Consider the following 15,108-nt stretch of genomic DNA (forward strand, 5'->3'; position numbering starts at 1 on the left):
AACCGGCATGGCTTCGATCTATCCGGCGACCACACGGCCAAACGCGAGGCAAAGGGCTGGGTTCCTGTCGTCCGTCCGCAGCAACGTACCGCTGAGCGTCGGGCTGGGAATCCTGTGGCTGGCCGCGATGGTGCTGGTTGCCATATTCGCCGATCGCATCCGCCCCTATGGGATCACGCAGATGGATCTCACCAGCCGGCTTTCGCATCCCGGCACGATGAAGCATTTGCTGGGCACCGACGAACTCGGCCGCGACGTGCTCTCGCGCCTCATCCAGTCGATCCGCCTTTCGCTCGTCATCGCCTTCGGGGCGACGCTTCTTTCTGCCGTCTTCGGCACGGCGCTCGGCTTCGCCGCCGCGCAGTTCCGCGGTTTCGTCGAGCATCTGGTGCTGGCACTGGCCGACTTCCAGGCGGCCTTGCCGTTTCTCATCATGTCGCTGGCGGTGCTGGCCTTCTTCGGTTCCTCCATGGTGCTGCTGGTCTGCCTGATGGGCTTCTACGGCTGGGAGCGCTATGCGCGCATCGCGCGGGGCCTTGCCATCTCGGCAGGCGCGCAGGGCTATGCAGCCTCGGTGGTGCAGCTCGGCGCCACGCCGGCGCGGGTTTACCTGCGCCACATCCTGCCCAATGTCGCCTCGACGCTGATCGTTTCGATGACTCTGACCTTTCCTGAGATCATCCTGATGGAAAGCGGGCTGTCCTTCCTCGGCCTCGGCGTCCAGCCGCCGGAGACCAGCCTGGGCAACATGGTCGGCTTCGGCCGCGAATATCTGACCCGCGCGCCATGGATCATGCTGGTGCCCGCCCTGGTCATCATGCTCACCACGCTGTCCATCTCGCTGGTCGGAGACTGGCTGCGCGACAGGCTCGATCCCACGGTGCGGTGAGATGTTCCAGCAATCCGAGGAGACGTCCATGACCTTGATCACTGGCATGACTTTGATCACTAGCATGACTTTGATCACCGGCCATCGCGGCGCCCGCAATCTGTGGCCCGAGAACTCGCTTGCCGGCTTCCGCAACACGCTGGAGCTCGGCGTCGACGCCATCGAATTCGACGTCCACCTGACGGAGGCGGGCGAGCTGGTGGTCATCCATGATGCGACGCTTGAACGCACGACGGAAGGTTTTGGGCTGGTGCGTAAGCTGACGCCGCAGGTGCGGGCAGGCGTAAAGCTAAAAGGCACTGACGAAACCATCCCGACACTGGCGGATGTGCTGGCCGTGCTTTCTTCCAGGGACGGACCGGACCTGCATGTCGAGATCAAGATCGACGAAACCGGCACGCCCTATCCCGACATTGCCCGGCGCGTCGCCGAGGCGCTTCGTCGCTTCGGCGTCGAGGGCAGGACGCATCTGACGTCCTTCGACATTTCGGTTCTGGAAGACTACCGGCGCCACGAGCCTGAGGTCGCGCGCCTCGTCTCCGTCAATGCGGACTGGGCTGAAAGACAGGGCGGCCTGGCTGCATTCCTTGCGCGCGTCGACGGCCTCGTCGACATCGTCGCCATCCACCACGAGCTGATGGAGGCGCAGTGGGAACTGGTCCGAGCCGCACTGCCGCTCGACCGGCTCTGCGTGTGGACCCTGAATGAGGAGCCGACGATCCGCCATTGGCTGGAACGGCGGATCGGCCGCCTGACATCGGACCGCCCGGACCTCGCCATCGCCTTGCGTTCCGAAATGATGACGGCAGCGCCGCTCGAAGCCAATCCGGCCTGATCGCACCGATCGGCCACACAACGATGCCAATCTGGCCCAACGTGGAGACAAGACAAATGAGCAATCTTATCGCAACCGGCTTCAACGCGCAGTCTCGCGACGGCGAGCTGGACAGCCTTGAAGCCGATCTTCGCCGGCTTGAAGATATCGGCGTCGACACCGTCGAGCTTGCGCTCACCAGCATCGATCTTGTCGCGGGTGGCCGCATCATCAGGGAAAGGGCGGACAGGCTCGTGGCCTTGGCCGGAGCGTTCTCCTTCCGCTACATGGTTCATGGCCTTGTCTCCTCCAACTTCATGGACCCAGCGACCTGCAGGTACCAGCTGGAGGCGGCCAAGGCGCTGGTCGAGGTCTGCGACCGGATCGGCGCTGGTATCCTCGTCCAACACGGCGGCTTCCTGCGCGCCGACCAGCCTCTGCTGCGCGCGGATGCGGACCGGCGCGAGCGCGAGGCTCTGTCCGAACTGGCGGAATTCGCCAAACCCTATGGCGTGCGCATCGCGCTGGAGAACATCTTTACCGCTGAGCCGGGGCAATACCGGCAGACGCCGGCGCAGGTGGCCGAGACCGTCAAGGCGGTCAACCATCCCAATCTGGTCGCGCTGATCGACTTCAGTCATGCCTATCTCGAAGCGACCTATCGCGGACTGAATTTCCGCGAACAACTCCGTGCCATGGCGCCGGTGGCCGGGCATCTGCATGTCCACGATTCCTTCGGGCGGCCACAGGGCTTTTACAAACCTTACTTTCTGCAGGAAGCGACTGCGTTGGGTCTCGGCGACCTGCACATGCCGCTCGGCTGGGGCGACATCGCCTGGGAGGAGATTTTCGGCGAGCTGGAGTTCCTGCCGGGAACGGTGCTGATGATGGAGATCGGCGAACGCTACCGCAGCGAGCAGCCAGCCAGCCTCGAACGCGCGAAACGCCTGATGGCGCTGAACGGCACGCGCAGTTCCATGGCAGCCAAGTGATCGGTCATTCATTTGATTTTGGCCTGAAGGACGTTGCAACGGTCGGGACTGTCTGGGTATCGTTGGCATAGGTCGAATTGAGGAGCAGCCGGGCCGGATCGGCCGGCCGGTGATGGCTCGTTTGGCGATAAGGCCAATTGATGGAGAGGACATGCGGCAAGCGCTGATCGTGTGGGGCGGCTGGGACGGACACGAGCCGGAAGAAGGCGCGCGGGTCGTCAAGACGATGCTCGAAGAGGAAGGGTTTGGCGTGCGCGTCGAAACCACGACCGAGATCTTCGCCGACCCAGCGATCGCCGATCTGAGCCTGATCGTCCCGATCTATACGATGGCCAAGCTTGCCAAGAACGAGGAGCTCAACCTGACAAAGGCAGTCGAGGGCGGTGTCGGCCTTGGCGGCTATCACGGCGGCATGTGCGACGCTTTTCGCGAGGCCACGGAATACCAGTTCATGTGCGGCGGCCAGTGGGTGGCCCACCCGGGCAACATCGTCGACTACCAGGTCGACATCACCAGGCGCGACGATCCGATCATGAACGGCATCGACGATTTCTCGTACCGTTCCGAGCAGTATTACATGCATGTGGATCCATCGAACGAGGTGCTGGCGACCACCACCTTCTCCGGCGAGCACGCGTCCTGGATCGAAGGCGTGGTCATGCCGGTCGTCTGGAAGCGCCGGCACGGCAAGGGAAGGGTGTTCTATTCGGCGCTCGGCCACGTCGCCAAGGAGTTCACGGTGCCTGAGATGCGAACGATATTTCGTCGCGGGCTGGTGTGGGCGGCGCGTTGAGGGCGCCGACGATTGGCTACGCGGGGAATCCTTTCACGCCGTCAGATCTGGGTTTAGGAGCCTTGTGAGGGATGGCGTCGAAACCTGAAAACAAAAACCCGCCTCGGCGGCGGGTCATTAGCGCAAATCAGCACCATGAATAAATTCCTAGCATAACTGCCGTCACCTGTCAACTGATTCGCGAGCTCGAGCTCACGTTTCTTGCCGGAGCAAATGCCGAACGCATCATCGGGCAATGCGGCGCAGGGCCAAGGCAGCGACAGTGATGGCCGCTGCCAGAAGTGGCAGCCAGGCTTGCGGATCGCCCATGGCATGGAGCGTCAGGCCGCTGAGCAGCAGCCACAGCAGCGGCATCGGAAACAGCAGTGGCACGGGCCCGCTCGCTGCAAGCAGGACGCCGAGCGTCGCGATCGCCGTCGGGTCCGGCGCGATGCCGAAGATTTCGGCGCTCGCCCATGGCCGCCCGAAGAGCGGCTGCAGCAGGGGATAGACGACGAGGCCAACAGCTATGAGCAGCAGCCCGAACCGCCCTGCGATGTCGCGCCGGTCAAAGGCAAGGCCGCCGTGTGCGCCGCCGATCGTCAGCAGCAATGCCTGCAGGCCGAAGGCCGGCGCGACATAGACGATCGCCCAGTTGATCACGGCATAGCGGCTCCACAGGAAGGACCAGCCGACGGAAGCAAAGAGCGCGGCGAGGATGAGCGCGATCCAGAGACCATGGCGGCGCGGCCGCCTGAGCACGAGCAGGACAATGGCGAGGCCAGCGGCGAGCGTCAGGAGATGCAGCGGCCAGAATGCAGCATTATGCAACTCGAACATGCGCCAGTAGACGCGCGGCGAGAAGAGCAGGAAATCCTCCAGCCGGTAGGTCCACCATTCCGACATCTAAGCAGGTTCCGCAAAAGTGTCCCACGGTTTTGCGACAAGAACCTGCGACAAACAACAGAATCTAAGCAGGCATTCGTGGGCCAGCCCACGACTGCCTGCTTAGAGGTCCCTGAGGTAAGCCGCCATCCGCTCGCGCATGGCCGCGTCGGGGAGGGGACCGGTCGCGGCCATCATGTTCTCACGCACATGGTCGACGCGGGCCGTGGCGGGGATGGCGACCGTCACGGAGGGATGCGAAAGGATGAACTTCAAAATGAACTGCGCCCAGCTCCCGGCACCGATCTCGGCCGCCCAGTCCGGCAGCGTCTCGCCTTCGAGCTGGCGCGTCAGCGCGCCTTGCTGAAACGGCCGGTTGACGATGACGGCCATGCCGCGCTCGGCTGCCAGCGGCAGGAGCCGTTCCTCCGCCTCACGGTCGATGACGTTGTAGGTGAGCTGCACGAAGTCTAGCGGCTGCGCGCGCATGATCTGTTCGCACAAATCGTGCCGCCGCCCTTCGGACGTCGTGATGCCGACATAGCGGATGCGTCCGTCCGCCTTCATGGCGAACAAGGTTTCGAGATGCGCCTCCCAACCGACGAGGTTATGGACCTGCACGAGGTCGAAGCGCGGCACACCCCAGAAGCGGCGCGACTGCTCGATCTGCCCGGCTCCGTCGGTGGCGGAGGAGGTCCAGACCTTCTCGGCCGAAAACAGCGCCTTGGGCTGGCCGAGCTTCTCGAGGCCATAGCCGATCACCGGCTGCGAGGAGCCGTACATGGGCGAGGAATCGATCATGCGGCCGCCTGCCGCGAAGAAGGCCGCGATCACCTCGGCGCATTCGTCGCGCAGCACCGGATCGTCGCCGACATTGAAGGTGATCCAGGTGCCGAGCCCCACTGCGGGGATCATCTCTCCCGAGGAGGGCACGGTCCGCATCACCGGCGTAGGCGGCGCGCCGGGCGCGGTTCCCGGCAACACGAAAGCCGCTCCGGAAGCGGCGGCAGCCTTCACGAATGTCCTGCGGTTGATGATCATCGTCTGCCGTCCTTGTATTCCCGAACCACAAGAATGGTTTCGGAGGCCGGCCTTCGCAAGGCCGATCTACCTGGAGGCGGCCCCTGTCCTGACTTGATGGCGCTGGCGGGCATATTCCACGCAGGCGTCTACCGTGCTGACGCAGAGCGCATCGCGGTGGTTCGTCGTATTGTTGTCGCCGGCGTAGGCGACCTCGGCAACACGGCCATCGACTATTCGAATTTGCGTGTTGCAGTAGCCGCCAGGATTGACATTGACGGATCCTCCGACGGTCGGAATAGCACCCACCGCCAAAGTCGGAATCACGACGTTGAGATTGCCGCGTTGAACGGTACGCTGATAAGTCCAGATTTGGCCTGTTCCGCCCGCATCAGCGGTGGCAGTCGGAAAGCCGGCGCACATTCGAACGTCCGCCTCGCTAAGACCGACCATCTCTTTGCGGGCTGCCGCCGTCGTAGCGTCTTCCTTCGAGATGGTCGACGTGTCGTCAGGGGCGACGCAGGAAGACACGATGAAACTGCCGGCCAAGAGAACGAGAAGGACAGGCTTTCGGATGCTGGAAAATATCATACCGACTGTGATGATTTACGCTGGCCCCGACATCCTAGTTAGGCAAGCGGACAATCGAGTCAACCTGCACAACTTCACGATGTCGTTGTCGCGTCGCTCGCTTGGACATTGACAGCTGCTATCGGGTTGTGGGGCGATCTTGTGAGACGCCGGGTTTCAACCGAGACGCTGGCTTTGCATCGAGGTACTGGCTTTGCAGCAGAGCCTTGCAGAAGATAGGAGCAATTGCCGTGACTAGTACCGACCTCTCCGACATCTACCGGGACTACATTGCCTGCCTGAACGAGCAGGACTGGCCGAAGCTGGGACGGTTCGTTCATGATGAAGCGATCCACAACGGCCGGCCGATCGGACTATCCGGCTATCGCGAGATGCTGGAGAAAGACTTCGAGCAAATCCCGGACCTTTATTTCAACATCCAGATGCTTGTTTCCGATCCGCCTTACATAGCGAGCCGGTTGGGCTTCGATTGCACGCCAAAGGGAACGTTCCTGGGCCTCGATGTGAACGGGAAGAGGGTCTCCTTTGCCGAGAATGTGTTCTATGAATTTCGCGGCGAGAAGATCGTGCAAGTATGGTCGGTTATAGACAAGGCGGCCATCGAAGCGCAGCTCGATGGATTCCGAGCCTAGCCCTGTTGCTTGCGCCAGGCCTGGTATTCCTCCTCCACCTCCTTCGTCAGCGGGAGTACTTCCTGAGGTCGCCGCCCTACGACAGCCGGTAGCGCGCGAATTCCTCCTATTCGACATGCTCGCTCGCGCTTTCGATGAGTTTCGGCGCCAGCGCGATCGGCACGACGACGCCGTCATCGTCGGCAACGACGATATCGCCAGGCATGACCAGCGCGTTGCCGCAGGCGATCGGCACATTGACGGCGAAGGGGATGATGTTCGTCTGCGTGGTAATTGGGCGTGACGCCCTTTACCCAGATTCCGATGTCGAGCTCCTTGGCTCCCGGGGTTTATTTTGTTTGAAGTCTCGGCTTCTCAAGGAGGCCAATGGAACCACAACCTGCTGCTGGGGTTCTACTTCCAAGGAAGGAGATCGCCATGAATGGTAGGTTGCAAGACAAGGTCGCGATCGTAACGGGCGGCGGAACCGGCATCGGCGAAGCGATCTGCCTCAAATTCGCGCGCGAGGGCGCCAAAATTGTCGTCAACGGTCTGCCCGATGACCCGATTGAGGACATTGTCGCTGAAATTCTGGACGATGGCGGCGACGCAATCGCCTTTGCAGCCGACGTCTCCGATGAAGCTCAGGCGCGCGATTGCGTGGTTGCTGCGGTGGACCGATTCGGTCGGCTGGACGTGCTCATCAACAATGCAGGCGTTCTGCTCGTCAACGCCGAAACTGATGACATGCCAATCGACAAGTTCGACGAGCATATCCGCTGCAATGTTCGCTCGGCGTTCCTGATGACGAAATACGCCTTGCCCTATCTCCGCAAAACCCGCGGCACCATCATCAGCGCCGGCTCGGAAGGCGGCGTCAACGGCCAGCCGCGGAACACTGTCTATGGCGGTACCAAAGGTTTCCTGCACGCTTTCATGAAAGGCGTCGCCGTCGAGCAGGCGCAATACGGCGTGCGCGCCAATTGCGTCAGCCCGGGCCCGATCGATACAGCTTGGACGCACAAGGAAACTGGTGCTGTCGATGAGGAAGTCGAGAAGGCGCTGATCACGGCCGTGCCTTTCGGCCGTCGCGGTACGCCGGAGGAAGTTGCCAACGTCTATGCGTTCTTAGCCTCGGACGAAGCGAGCTACGTCACTGGCGCCGTCTGGCTGGTCGATGGCGGCATCACGCCGGCCAAGGGCGCGGTCGGCGCGATGGCGAAGGGCGAGGTCACCGCGCCGCCGCCTATCACGCTTGGCCTGCACCATTCGCATGACGGCAACCGCAACAAAGACATCATGAAAATCCAATAGCATACCCACTTCCGCCCCTCCGAACTTCGTTGCCGTGCGCGCGTTCGCGGCATGGGCCGATCTGCCTGAATGCATGAACGCTGCGGCGGTGGATCGATTGGGGAAGCAGCACCCGGAAAGTCGCCTTTCAGTCTTTTCCTATCCGGCCCTGACGATCCGAAATCCTTCGAGCTCTGCGACGATCGGCAGACCCTTCCATCGTTCTATGTCGTGCAGCACGATCAGTTGCCCAAGATCGCCGCCGATCTCGGTGTTGATGCGGTCGATGGTCTTCAGCTGCTCCCAGACGCTGCCAACGGCATTGTTCAGCGGCGCGTAGACACCGTCGTGATTGTGTCCGGTGATCTGGCGCTTCGAATAGACACAGTCGCCGGAGATGACCAGTCTGCCTCGCGCGGACTGGACGATGACGAACTGCTGCCCGATCGTGTGGCCGCTGCCCAGCCGCACATGGACGCCCGGCAGCACATCGTCCTTGTCGCCGTCGATCAGCGAGACGCGGTGATCGACCGATGCATCGAGGGCGGCGCGCAGCGTATCGGGATCAATGATCGCAGTGAGATACCCGAAGCGCGGCGGCAATGCGATCGCCTCATACCAGGAGAGCAATTCGCTTTTCTGGATGTGGAGATTTGCGTTCGGGAACTCGGCGATCGATCCCATATGGTCGAAATGCGCATGGGTCACAAAAATGTCGGTGATACCGCCGGGCCCGATGCCAAGCTCGGCCAGCATGCGGACCGGAGAAACCCAGTAGGGAATGCCAAATCTCAGCGAGAAGGCGTCGCTCGATTCCTGGATGAAGCCGGTGTCGACCAGCACGTTGCGGTCGCCGCGCCGCAGCAGGACGAAGGAGAAGGGAAGATCGACCTTGCCGTCGTCATACATGCCGGCGACGAGATCCACCCAGGGCTGCTGCCGCGATCGGGCGAATTCGATGACATAGACCTCCCAAGGCGTGGTTTCGTTTGTCATCGCTTTCTCCTTCAGCGTTCCGCCAGCGAGCGGCCAAGGCTTGCCATGCCCACGGCAATGATCAGGATGGCGCCCTGCAGCACATATTGCGAGAAGGTCGGGGCGCCGAAGATGTTGAGGCCATTGAAGCCGAAGGCAATGATGAGGGCGCCGACCAGCGTGCCAAGCACGTGGAATTCGCCGTCACGCAAAGTTGCCGAGCCAAGGAACACTGCCGCGAACGCGGTGAGCAGGTAGGAGTCGGCAGCACTTGCCGTGCCGCTGCCGAGCCGCGAGGCAAGCAGTATACCGGTGAGAGCGGCGCACATTCCCGAAATGACGAAGCCGAGGATCTTGATGCGATCGACATTCACCCCGGCAAGGCGGGCTGCCACGGCATTGCCGCCGACGGCCTGGATCTCCTGGCCGAGCGGCGTCCGCTCGACCAGGAGCCAAAGTCCGCCGAGAACGAGGATCATGACGATGATGTTGTTGGGGATACCGAACAGCCAGCGACCTAGGGAGAGCTGGAGAAACGCCTCCGGCACGCCGGCCACAATGGGAACGCCGGCGGAATAGGCGAAGGCGAGGCCAGTCAGGATGGTGCCGACGCCGAGCGTCGCAATAACCGAATTGACCTTTACCTTGGTGACGATGAAGCCGTTGACGAGGCCGATCACCGCGCCCAATGCGATGACGATGACCACCGCAAGCGGGATCGGCAGCTTGTCGTGGACGACAAGGCCGGTGATCAGAATGCCGTGCAGGCTGGCGGCGAAGCCTATGGACAGGTCGAGTTCGCCGACGACCACGGCAAGCGTCAGCCCGCCGGCAATGATCATGGCCAGCGAGGCCTGGTTCAGCACATTGGTGAAATTGCCCACGGTGGGAAAGGCTCCCGGCGACAGGATCGAAAATGTGACGATCATCGCCAGAAGTCCGATGATTGTTCCGTAGCGGGCAAAGATACCGAGCGCCGCCTTGGCTCCGGGCGACAGACGCCGGGCGCTAATCGCAACATCGCTCATGCGGGATGATCCTCCATCTGGGCTTCCGGTTCGAGATAGCTTGCTTCGACGATCGCCTTTCGCGACACCGCCGGACCGGTCAGCTCGCGAACGATGCGGCCTTCCGCCATCACCAGAACGCGGTCGCATAGCTCGGGCAGCTCGTCCGGTTCCGATGAAATCACCAGAACCGCCATTCCGGCCTCGGCTTGCTGGCGGATCAGCCGGTGGATCTCGGCGCGCGCTCCGATATCGACGCCTCGCGTCGGCTCGTCGAGGATCAGCACTTGCGGCGTGCGCTGGAGCCAGCGGCCGATCGCCACCTTCTGCTGATTACCGCCACTGAGACGGCCAACGGGCGTGCTTGCGTTGCGCGCCTTTATCGATAGCGACCGGATCATCTCGCCGGCCATGGACGTGCGGGCGCGGCGGTTCATCAGCGGCAGGTAGCGGCCGTGCACCAGCTTGTCGAGATTAGCGATGCCCAAATTGAAGGCGATGCTCTTGGAGAGAAAAAGCGCTTCCGCCCGGCGTTCTTCCGGGACCAGCCCGAGCCCGGCCTGGACGGCCGCTGCAGGGGAGGCGGGCGCATAGGGCCGGTTCGCCAGCATCATCTCGCCACTGTCCGGCCGGTCCGCCCCGAAAAGCAGCCGGGCGAGTTCGGTTCGCCCGGCGCCGACAAGGCCGCCGATGCCCAGCACTTCGCCGGCGTGGAGCTGAAGGCTGACGCCGCGGACTTTTGGCGCCCGAGTCAGCTTCTTTGCTTCCATCACCACATCGCCGCGAGCCCGTGTGGTGGCTGTCCTTTGAACGTCCCGAATTGCGCCGCCAACGATCGCCTCGACCAGCGCAGGGCGATTGAGTGCGTCTCCGGCGAACTCGGCGACGGAGCGGCCGTCGCGAAAGACCGACACGCGCGTGCACAGGTTCAGGATCTCGTCCAGCCGGTGCGAGATGTAGAGCACCGCCACCCCTGACGCGGAAAGATCGCGCACGATCGCAAACAGCCGTTCCGCCTCGCTGGCGGCAAGCGATGCCGTCGGCTCGTCCATGACAATCAGCCGCGCCTTGCGCACCAGGGCGCGGCAAATGTTGATCAGCCATATCTCAGCCGTCGACAGGCCCTTTACGCCGGCGTTGAGCGGTGCCGATATGCCGACGCGCCTGGCGATGGGTGCTACGTCGCGCGCGATCGCGCGCCAATCGGTCAGCCCAAAGCGCGTTTTCTTCGGCACGCCCAGCATGATGTTCTGCAGCACGGTCATGCCCGGTACAAAAGCGAGTTCCTGATGAATGAAGCTCATGCCGAGCTCGGTCGCCCGCTGCGGCGTGCCAATCTCCTGGCTGTGGCCGTCGAGTTCGAGACGACCGGCATCGGGGTGGTTCAACCCGGCCAGGATCCGGATGAAGGTCGACTTGCCCGCTCCGTTGGCGCCGACGAGCCCGTGGACTTCACCTGATGCAATGTCGAGCGATACGCCCTTCAACGCCTGTGTGCCGCCGAAGGCCTTTGCGATATCGCGCGCGACCAGGAACGGGGTCGCCATCTCGGCGCCGCCTGGCTGCGGCGCATTCCTTGTCAACATCGCCTCCAAACCAAGCCCTACTTTATGGCTTCCGGGTGGTCCTTGAGAAAGGCATCGGCAGTTTCCTTGGTCACCAGCACGGCCGGAACCTCGGCTGCCTTGGCTTGCCATGCGCCGCCTGCATCCTTGATGTCCTTCAGCATCTTGACCATGTTGTAGCCTTCGGTGAAGCTGTCCTGCCAGGCCGTCGCGGTCATGAAGCCGTTCTTGATGTTCTCCAGCGCCTGGGCATTGCCATTGATGCCGTAAACGAGGACGTCGTCGCGCCCCTGGGCGCGCAGTGAACCGATGGCGCCGATCGCCGGGTCGTCCCAGCATCCCCAGATCGCCAGGTTTTCCTTGCCGGCCGGATGCGAGGCCAGCCAGGCATTGGCGTATTGGGCGCCGTCCTCGAAATAGCCGGGAATGCGCACTTCGTTCTTGGTGACGGTGATGTCAGGGTGTTTGGCGACGATCTCGTCCATGACGACTTCGCGGTTCCGGCAGACTTCGCCGGTCCGGTAGGTGAGGGCCAATATCGACCCCTTGCCACCCATTTTTTCGACCATGAGATCGACGACCGGTATCGCCATAGGGCCGCCCGAGCCGTTGGTGGCGGCAACGGTCGAGCCAAGCCCGCCGCCCCAGGTCACCACGGGTATGCCAGCGTCGCCCGCGGCAGCCAGGCCCGCGCCGATCGACGAATAGGGGAACACCATGTCGATGATCGCATGCGCCCTGAGCTGCGCGAAATTCTGGATCGCCGCATTCGCCTGGTCGGCGCTGCCGGCGGCATCGACGACATTGGTCTTCCAGCCGAGCTCGTCGGCGGCCTTCGTGGCGCCCTGGATGTAGCGGACATTGTTGGCTTCGGTGGCGCTGATAGACACGATACCAAGCAGCGGCTTGTCCTGCGCGGCAGCGCCGGGCGTCGCCAGCGAGAGCGCCCCAACGGCGATGATGCAAGCTAGATTTCTCATGGTTCTCCTCCCTTCGTTTGATCTGCCGCCAGAGCCTCTTGTCAGCTAACCGTTTCGCTAACGTCCTGCAAAATGCGGTTCAATGCAAGCATGAATCCGCTGGACACAGCCATAAATCTGAACCAGACTTCAGCGAAACGATTAGCTATCAGGGCAAAATGGCCACTATAAAAGACGTTGCCAGGAAGGCAGGCGTGTCGACCGCTACGGTTTCGGCCGTGATGAACGATACTGCCTTTGTCAGCCCTGTGCTGAGGGCTCGCGTCGTCACCGCCATTCGCGAACTGCGCTATGAGCCGTCGCTGGCTGCCCGTAACCTGCGTCGCAGCCGCAGCCAGTTGATCGCCCTTGCGGTGGCCGACCTGTCGAACCCGTTTTATGCACGCATCGTCTGGTCGGCGGAGGCGGCCGTCGCGGCGTGGGGCTATTCGCTCGTTCTCTTCAACAGCGATGAAAAGCCTGACGCGGAACGGCGCATCCTGTCGCGTATTCGCACTCTCGGTTGCGACGGAATGGTTCTGGTTCCGGTGGGCGCGGCAAATCAATACCAGCCGCATGAGTTCGACGGCATGGCGACCGTTCTTCTGGGGCGAGCGATCGAAGGCAACAGCGCCGATACGGTGACCATCGATAATCGGGAGGCGGGCAGGCAGGCCGTCGATTACCTGCTCGACCTCGGGCATCGCCGCATCGGCTCGATTACCGGCCCGATGCAACTGTCGACCAGCAAGGGCCGGCTTGACGGCATGATCGATGCGATGGCCGCGCGCGGACTTGCGCCGCAGCCCGGTCATGTCAGGTCCGGCGAGTTTCGCGAAGAAGCCGCCTATTCGGTCGCTCGCGATATGATGGGGTCGCCCGATCGCCCGACGGCGATCTATGTCGCCAACGGCGTCATGGCGATCGGCGTGATGCGGGCCGTTGCCGATCTGGGCCTGCGCTGTCCGCAAGACATCTCGATCGCCTCGACGGACACGGTCGCCGGCGCCGGCGGCTTGAAGCCTCGACTTACGAGGACGGAGCACCCCATTGCCGATATGACCAATGAAGCGCTGCGCCTGCTCGTCGATCGTATCGAGGAAAGGGTGTCGGAGCCCGTGCGCAGCATCGTTTTCCAGCCGGCGCTGATCGTCGGGGAAAGCTGCATGCCGCTCGGCAGGAATGCGGGCTGACGGATTCTTGGCGGTCGGCCGCGGGATATCAGTCGCTCTACCAGGCGCCGAGATGTAAGCGCGAGGACCTGGAAATCACACGAGCGCTCGGACACAGCGTTTCTGGAAGTGTGCGGCGCCGTCAGGCAGGCCCTGACCCGGTGTTGCTGGAGCGCCCTGCCGATCAAACGCTTTCGAGATAAGTCTCGAGCTCGAAGTCGCTGACATTGAGCGCGAACGTATTCAGCTCCTGCCGTTTGCAGGCGATGAAGGAGTCGCGCAGGGTGGCCGGAAATATCTCCGCCACATGCGGGCCGCTGTCGAAGCTGGCGATCGCGGAGGCCCAGTCAGGCGGCAGCTTGGCCGGTTGAAGTCCTTTGCCGTCTCTGCCCGCCGGATCGCCAGGCGACAATTGTCTTTCGATGCCGGTGAGTGCGGCGCCCAGTATTGCCGCAAGCACCAGGTACGGGTTGGCGTCCGCACCGGCGACGCGATGTTCGATCCGGCGTGCGCTCGACGGCCCGCCGGGAATGCGGATCGCAACCATACGGTTCTCGTAGCCCCAGGCAACCGCGGTCGGCGCATAGGATCTGGGGCGCAGCCTGCGGTAGGAGTTGAAGTGCGGCGCGAACACCAGCGTGCTTTCAGCCATGGCGGCGAGCAGACCGCCGACGGCATGGCGCATGACGTCCGAACCCTGATCTGTGCCGTCATCGAAGACATTGCGGCCTTCGGCGTCGGTCAGGCTGAAATGGACGTGAAAGCCGTTGCCGGCGCGGTCGCCATAGGGCTTTGCCATGAAGCAGGCGGCAAAGCCGTGCTTGCGAGCTATGCCCTTGACTGTGCGCTTGAACAGCACGGCATCGTCGGCGGCGCGCAAGGCGTCGGCGACATGGTTCAGGTTGATCTCGAACTGGCCGACGCCGTTCTCGGCGATCGCGGTGTCGACCGGAATGTCTTGCATGCGGCAGGCGTCGTAGACATCGTGGATGAAGCCTTCGAAGTCGTCGATCTCGTCGATCGACAGGGCTGCATCGGAATCGAGACGACGCCCGGTTATCGGCGAGACGGGTCCGACCGGCCGCTGCGATTGCGGGTCGACCAGATAGAATTCCAGTTCCGTAGCAGCGACCGGGGTCAGGCCCAGAGCCTTGTAGCGATCGAGGATACGGGCCAGCGCCCGCCGCGGATCACCGAGAAACGGCGCACCGTTCTCGTCGGCAAGCCAGAGCGGGACAAGTGCGGTCGGATGTGCCGTCCAGCTCACCGGCAGGATGCCGCGCCCCGTCCACTGGCAAAGGCCGTCGGCGTCGCCGTTGCCGAAAACCAGCGTGTTGTTCTCGATATCCTCGCCCCAGATGTCGAGCCCAACCAGCGAATAGGGCATGCGCAGCTTGCCCTCCAGCGCCTTTCGTGCCTGCTCGACGGGTATGCGCTTGCCGCGCATGATGCCGTTGAGGTCGCACACCGCAGCCCTCAGGCTGTGGATGTCGTCCCTGCTTTCAAGCCAATTCAGAACGTCCGTGATTGCATCGCCCAATTTCAACCCCTGATTCCGAAGGT

General features: G+C 62.8%; 16 protein-coding genes. 7 read left to right on the top strand and 9 right to left on the bottom strand.

The window, feature by feature from the left end:
- Positions 1-7: 7 nt before the first annotated feature.
- From AC0L26_RS19475 to AC0L26_RS19490, 4 genes are all read left to right on the top strand, one after another.
- Positions 8-889 (top strand): ABC transporter permease, encoded by an 882-nt coding sequence (locus AC0L26_RS19475; RefSeq protein ID WP_473634012.1) that lies wholly within the window; start codon positions 8-10, stop codon positions 887-889.
- 64 nt (positions 890-953) lie between these two features.
- Positions 954-1,724, top strand: a complete 771-nt coding sequence (locus AC0L26_RS19480) for a glycerophosphodiester phosphodiesterase family protein (RefSeq protein ID WP_473634123.1) — start codon at positions 954-956, stop codon at positions 1,722-1,724.
- A gap of 56 nt (positions 1,725-1,780) precedes the next feature.
- Positions 1,781-2,695, top strand: a complete 915-nt coding sequence (locus AC0L26_RS19485) for a TIM barrel protein (RefSeq protein WP_473634013.1) — start codon at positions 1,781-1,783, stop codon at positions 2,693-2,695.
- Positions 2,696-2,846: 151 nt separating this feature from the next.
- Positions 2,847-3,488: a ThuA domain-containing protein gene (locus tag AC0L26_RS19490; protein ID WP_473634014.1), complete on the top strand. Its 642-nt coding sequence runs from the start codon at positions 2,847-2,849 to the stop codon at positions 3,486-3,488.
- Between the two features lie 225 nt (positions 3,489-3,713).
- On the opposite strand, the gene AC0L26_RS19495 is transcribed toward AC0L26_RS19490, so the two are convergent.
- The 3 genes from AC0L26_RS19495 to AC0L26_RS19505 form a co-directional block, all read right to left on the bottom strand.
- Positions 3,714-4,373, bottom strand: coding sequence for a DUF6064 family protein (locus tag AC0L26_RS19495; protein ID WP_473634015.1), 660 nt, complete (start codon positions 4,371-4,373; stop codon positions 3,714-3,716).
- Positions 4,374-4,475: 102 nt separating this feature from the next.
- Positions 4,476-5,393 (bottom strand): aldo/keto reductase, encoded by a 918-nt coding sequence (locus tag AC0L26_RS19500; RefSeq protein WP_473634016.1) that lies wholly within the window; start codon positions 5,391-5,393, stop codon positions 4,476-4,478.
- A 66-nt stretch (positions 5,394-5,459) separates the two neighbouring features.
- Positions 5,460-5,795, bottom strand: coding sequence for a hypothetical protein (locus AC0L26_RS19505; protein ID WP_473634017.1), 336 nt, complete (start codon positions 5,793-5,795; stop codon positions 5,460-5,462).
- Positions 5,796-6,193: 398 nt separating this feature from the next.
- Here AC0L26_RS19505 and AC0L26_RS19510 point away from each other — a divergent pair, with 398 nt between their 5' ends.
- Positions 6,194-6,595, top strand: a complete 402-nt coding sequence (locus AC0L26_RS19510) for an ester cyclase (protein WP_473634018.1) — start codon at positions 6,194-6,196, stop codon at positions 6,593-6,595.
- A gap of 106 nt (positions 6,596-6,701) precedes the next feature.
- Here the strand turns inward: AC0L26_RS19510 and AC0L26_RS19515 are convergent, their stop codons facing one another.
- A complete protein-coding gene (locus tag AC0L26_RS19515) occupies positions 6,702-6,830 on the bottom strand; it encodes an RraA family protein (RefSeq protein ID WP_473634019.1) in 129 nt (42 codons plus the stop codon).
- Positions 6,831-7,012: 182 nt separating this feature from the next.
- Here AC0L26_RS19515 and AC0L26_RS19520 point away from each other — a divergent pair, with 182 nt between their 5' ends.
- Entirely contained in the window at positions 7,013-7,888 is an 876-nt protein-coding gene (locus tag AC0L26_RS19520) for an SDR family NAD(P)-dependent oxidoreductase (protein WP_473634020.1), read from the top strand.
- A gap of 138 nt (positions 7,889-8,026) precedes the next feature.
- Here the strand turns inward: AC0L26_RS19520 and AC0L26_RS19525 are convergent, their stop codons facing one another.
- From AC0L26_RS19525 to AC0L26_RS19540, 4 genes are read right to left on the bottom strand one after another with little or no spacing between them, the layout of a single operon-like run.
- A complete protein-coding gene (locus AC0L26_RS19525) occupies positions 8,027-8,863 on the bottom strand; it encodes an N-acyl homoserine lactonase family protein (protein WP_473634021.1) in 837 nt (278 codons plus the stop codon).
- A gap of 11 nt (positions 8,864-8,874) precedes the next feature.
- Positions 8,875-9,870: an ABC transporter permease gene (locus tag AC0L26_RS19530; RefSeq protein WP_352931309.1), complete on the bottom strand. Its 996-nt coding sequence runs from the start codon at positions 9,868-9,870 to the stop codon at positions 8,875-8,877.
- The gene (locus AC0L26_RS19535; RefSeq protein WP_473634022.1) at positions 9,867-11,435 is read right to left on the bottom strand and encodes a sugar ABC transporter ATP-binding protein; all 1,569 of its coding nucleotides are present in this window, start codon (positions 11,433-11,435) and stop codon (positions 9,867-9,869) included. Before AC0L26_RS19535 ends, AC0L26_RS19530 begins: the two co-directional genes overlap by 4 nt.
- A 17-nt stretch (positions 11,436-11,452) precedes the next feature.
- Positions 11,453-12,394: a sugar ABC transporter substrate-binding protein gene (locus AC0L26_RS19540; protein ID WP_473634023.1), complete on the bottom strand. Its 942-nt coding sequence runs from the start codon at positions 12,392-12,394 to the stop codon at positions 11,453-11,455.
- 158 nt (positions 12,395-12,552) lie between these two features.
- Here AC0L26_RS19540 and AC0L26_RS19545 point away from each other — a divergent pair, with 158 nt between their 5' ends.
- Positions 12,553-13,566: a LacI family DNA-binding transcriptional regulator gene (locus AC0L26_RS19545; RefSeq protein ID WP_473634024.1), complete on the top strand. Its 1,014-nt coding sequence runs from the start codon at positions 12,553-12,555 to the stop codon at positions 13,564-13,566.
- A 163-nt stretch (positions 13,567-13,729) separates the two neighbouring features.
- Here the strand turns inward: AC0L26_RS19545 and AC0L26_RS19550 are convergent, their stop codons facing one another.
- Positions 13,730-15,085 carry a glutamine synthetase family protein gene (locus AC0L26_RS19550; RefSeq protein WP_473634025.1) on the bottom strand — a complete coding sequence of 452 codons (1,356 nt, stop codon included), beginning with the start codon at positions 15,083-15,085 and terminating at the stop codon, positions 13,730-13,732.
- Between the last annotated feature and the right edge of the window lie 23 nt (positions 15,086-15,108).

This window comes from Mesorhizobium sp. WSM4823, assembly GCF_055811195.1.

Excerpts from the sequence above, each read along its gene's own strand:
- AC0L26_RS19475 (WP_473634012.1), top strand. The coding sequence starts at position 8 with ATGGCTTCGATCTATCCGGCGACCACACGGCCAAACGCGAGGCAAAGG.
- AC0L26_RS19480 (WP_473634123.1), top strand. The coding sequence starts at position 954 with ATGACTTTGATCACCGGCCATCGCGGCGCCCGCAATCTGTGGCCCGAG.
- AC0L26_RS19485 (WP_473634013.1), top strand. The coding sequence starts at position 1,781 with ATGAGCAATCTTATCGCAACCGGCTTCAACGCGCAGTCTCGCGACGGC.
- AC0L26_RS19490 (WP_473634014.1), top strand. The coding sequence starts at position 2,847 with ATGCGGCAAGCGCTGATCGTGTGGGGCGGCTGGGACGGACACGAGCCG.
- AC0L26_RS19495 (WP_473634015.1), bottom strand. The coding sequence starts at position 4,373 with ATGTCGGAATGGTGGACCTACCGGCTGGAGGATTTCCTGCTCTTCTCG.
- AC0L26_RS19500 (WP_473634016.1), bottom strand. The coding sequence starts at position 5,393 with ATGATCATCAACCGCAGGACATTCGTGAAGGCTGCCGCCGCTTCCGGA.
- AC0L26_RS19505 (WP_473634017.1), bottom strand. The coding sequence starts at position 5,795 with ATGTGCGCCGGCTTTCCGACTGCCACCGCTGATGCGGGCGGAACAGGC.
- AC0L26_RS19520 (WP_473634020.1), top strand. The coding sequence starts at position 7,013 with ATGAATGGTAGGTTGCAAGACAAGGTCGCGATCGTAACGGGCGGCGGA.
- AC0L26_RS19525 (WP_473634021.1), bottom strand. The coding sequence starts at position 8,863 with ATGACAAACGAAACCACGCCTTGGGAGGTCTATGTCATCGAATTCGCC.
- AC0L26_RS19530 (WP_352931309.1), bottom strand. The coding sequence starts at position 9,870 with ATGAGCGATGTTGCGATTAGCGCCCGGCGTCTGTCGCCCGGAGCCAAG.
- AC0L26_RS19535 (WP_473634022.1), bottom strand. The coding sequence starts at position 11,435 with ATGTTGACAAGGAATGCGCCGCAGCCAGGCGGCGCCGAGATGGCGACC.
- AC0L26_RS19540 (WP_473634023.1), bottom strand. The coding sequence starts at position 12,394 with ATGAGAAATCTAGCTTGCATCATCGCCGTTGGGGCGCTCTCGCTGGCG.
- AC0L26_RS19545 (WP_473634024.1), top strand. The coding sequence starts at position 12,553 with ATGGCCACTATAAAAGACGTTGCCAGGAAGGCAGGCGTGTCGACCGCT.